Annotated in this window: 5 protein-coding genes; 4 read left to right on the forward strand and 1 reads right to left on the reverse strand. The window is 40.5% G+C overall.

What is annotated here, in order from left to right:
- A partial coding sequence (locus LD39_RS23040; protein ID WP_035544826.1) for a hypothetical protein occupies positions 1–257 on the forward strand: 257 nt, incomplete at its 5' end.
- Positions 258–294: 37 nt separating this feature from the next.
- Here LD39_RS23040 and LD39_RS07730 read toward each other — a convergent pair.
- Positions 295–789, reverse strand: a complete 495-nt coding sequence (locus tag LD39_RS07730) for a sigma-70 family RNA polymerase sigma factor (RefSeq protein WP_035544827.1) — start codon at positions 787–789, stop codon at positions 295–297.
- 195 nt (positions 790–984) lie between these two features.
- Here LD39_RS07730 and LD39_RS07735 point away from each other — a divergent pair, with 195 nt between their 5' ends.
- From LD39_RS07735 to LD39_RS23045, 3 genes are all read left to right on the forward strand, one after another.
- Positions 985–1,461: an RNA polymerase sigma factor gene (locus tag LD39_RS07735; protein WP_035544828.1), complete on the forward strand. Its 477-nt coding sequence runs from the start codon at positions 985–987 to the stop codon at positions 1,459–1,461.
- Positions 1,462–1,504: 43 nt separating this feature from the next.
- A complete protein-coding gene (locus LD39_RS07740) occupies positions 1,505–1,789 on the forward strand; it encodes a hypothetical protein (RefSeq protein WP_035544829.1) in 285 nt (94 codons plus the stop codon).
- A 94-nt stretch (positions 1,790–1,883) separates the two neighbouring features.
- Positions 1,884–2,048: a hypothetical protein gene (locus LD39_RS23045; protein WP_197061402.1), complete on the forward strand. Its 165-nt coding sequence runs from the start codon at positions 1,884–1,886 to the stop codon at positions 2,046–2,048.
- The last annotated feature ends 568 nt before the right edge of the window (positions 2,049–2,616 follow it).

The raw sequence follows: 2,616 nt of genomic DNA on the forward strand, positions 1-2,616 counted from the left end.
TCGTCTACCATGGCCGTAAAATCCGCGGTCGTGTGAATCGCACGCGCAATCTGGAAGCACACGAGATCAGCCCACAATTGATTCAGCCCTCAGATGAGGACCATAACGAAAACCGTTCATTGATGTCTGGCGGGACAACATTGAGCATTTCAAGAAACAACGTCCTTATCGAAGATGCTGAGAAAGAAGCTGCACGTATGATTAAAGCAGCTGGAGCTTTAGGTCTTAGCAAAATTAATATCACAATAGAAAAATAATCATAAAGGTCCTGGAGCACTTTTTTCCAGGGCTTTTTTAATCTCTTAAAGGCAGCTGTTTCAACTTGTTACGAGCGTGCCTACCCCAATTTTTCACCGCATCCCTTGTCACTCCTTCAAGCTTAGCAATTTGTTCTACAGATAAATCATGAATAATGAAGTAGTACACCCACTTCCACTGGTTATCCGTCAGTATATCACGGACTTTTTCCCATAAATAATGATCCGCGATTTGGTCTTCGATCATGTAACCTTTTTCATGCAAAATACTAGCTTGATAGAGGCTTTCTACTTCATTGTTCCTTGACTCTTTACGAATTTTATCAATCAGTGCATTGCGGATCTTCCAGCTTATGTAGGTCGAAAACGAGCCTAATTCATCGTTATAGGTTTCGTAGGCTTTCCATAAGGCAAATAATGCTTCAGCAAAAAAGTCCTGGTTTGCATCGTTAATGCGTAAGCTACGGATATGATAGTGAATCAACTTCTCATTTTCTACTACGACTCGCTCAAACTCCAAATCATCCATCATTAGACAGCACCTCTTTCTCCAATTTTAACTTTTCTAACTTATAATCGTTTTAAAATTGAATTTTGGTGTCAAAAAATGATGAAATTTTTAATTTTATTTATAAACATGGATGAATAATTGAAATTTTCTCCCTTTTGCTACTTCCTTTTTATTTCCAAATCATAGATAATAAGACTTAGTAGAAAGGAGTAAACTATGAAAGCATCGAAGCCGTCATTTCAAGATTATAAGCTGCTCATCTATTCCACGTTACATAAGTTGAACATCCCGGAGCCATTTGATGATTACCTTCAGGAAGCCTACCTCGTTTTTCAAAAGAGTGTCCACAACTATTGCCCTTCGAAGTCCAAATTCTCCACCTATTTTGTTCACGAACTGATCTTTCACTTACGAAGTTATATGAGAAAGGAACAACGAAACGAGAAAATTAGAATTTTGCTGCCTCCCCCTCCTCACTCTCCCGATGAAACCCTTCATGAACATTCCCTTCTCTATGATCTTCTCCATCACTCTAATCTCTCCTTGCAGGAAAGGAACGTCTGCCTTCTAAGCTATCAAGGGTATACAGTGGCTGAAATTGCACGAAAGCAAAAGGTAAGTGAATCTACCATTAAACGAAGACGAAAGAGTATAAGAAATAAGGTGGGGACCCTTTTGTTTATGTGGGAATAAATTAGGGAAAATTATAATTTATAACCTAAACGGAGGAGTTATATTGGAACAATCATCCAGATCCTTGATTCCCCTTGTGAACATTTGGCTCGATGATACCCCCACTACCTACACCCATGCATTCCTAGAGAAACTTGCCTATGAATGGATGGTGGAAATTGTGAACCCCTTCCCTATCCCATTGATGGAAGACAAAGAGTACGTAATGCAAATTTCTATAGAACAGGATGATCAAGTCTTATACTCTTCCATCGATATTCAATCGTTTAATATTGAACAGGGAAACGAATTCACCATCTACCGATTTTATATGTATCCTCCCGGATGAGGATAAGCGTCAGGCCCTATTGCCCTGGCGTTTTTTTTATAGGTTCAAGAGATGATATAATGGGAGACAGGTTTATGAAGAAAGGAAGAGTGTCGTGTATTATTTGCTGTTCGCCTTATTTTTTGCTGGCTATCTGGTGGTCGGGTTATTCACGGATTTGGTTGAATTATCGACGGTAGCCACTGTATTATCTGTTGCTCTTATTTTTACGAATATTTATATGTACTTTAAAGCGAAGAAAGAGGGAAAAGAGCAATAGTCTATAATGATTAAAAAGCTTGAGGGCGGTATGGTCCTCAAGCTTTTTTTGTGTGGTTTTATTCTCAGTTTACTTAATAACCCATCCATAGGTTAATCATAGTTATTCGACTAATGTACAGGATTGTGGAAGACTTGATTTCGAGATGTTTGTGTGGAATAGGGGCGTTGGGGAATGAGTCGCTTGCCAAGTGGTCATCTCGAAATCAGAGTTGTGCTAATCTGCTCGTTTATGGTGGAAACCCTGCTGAAACGCTGGATTTAAAGGCATTCTATACGCCACAAGCTCCTTTCAACAATCGAGAGTTTCGAGCTCCTTAATAGCGAAATGGTGGCCTGGAAACTGGGAGACTCCTGCGGGAAAGGAAAGGCTGGCTAGACCCCACAGAGCGCAGCTCGAGGAGGCTAAAACAATAGAGGACGTTCGATTAAAACCGGCACGTCCTGTGCCAACATCGAACGACCCTACGTCGTGTAGGGCCGCGGAAAGCGACCGGTTTCCAGACCACCATTCATCACCATAAAAGTCTCTAAACTGAGTCTTCCGGAATAGGGAGCTTTAATGGAGT

The sequence above is a fragment of the Halobacillus sp. BBL2006 genome, assembly GCF_000786645.1.
In the GTDB taxonomy this organism is placed as follows: Bacteria; Bacillota; Bacilli; order Bacillales; family Halobacillaceae; genus Halobacillus.

What these genes read in the sequence shown, in the direction of transcription:
- LD39_RS07730 (WP_035544827.1), bottom strand. Translation starts at nt 789, where the DNA reads ATGATGGATGATTTGGAGTTTGAGCGAGTCGTAGTAGAAAATGAGAAG.
- LD39_RS07735 (WP_035544828.1), top strand. Translation starts at nt 985, where the DNA reads ATGAAAGCATCGAAGCCGTCATTTCAAGATTATAAGCTGCTCATCTAT.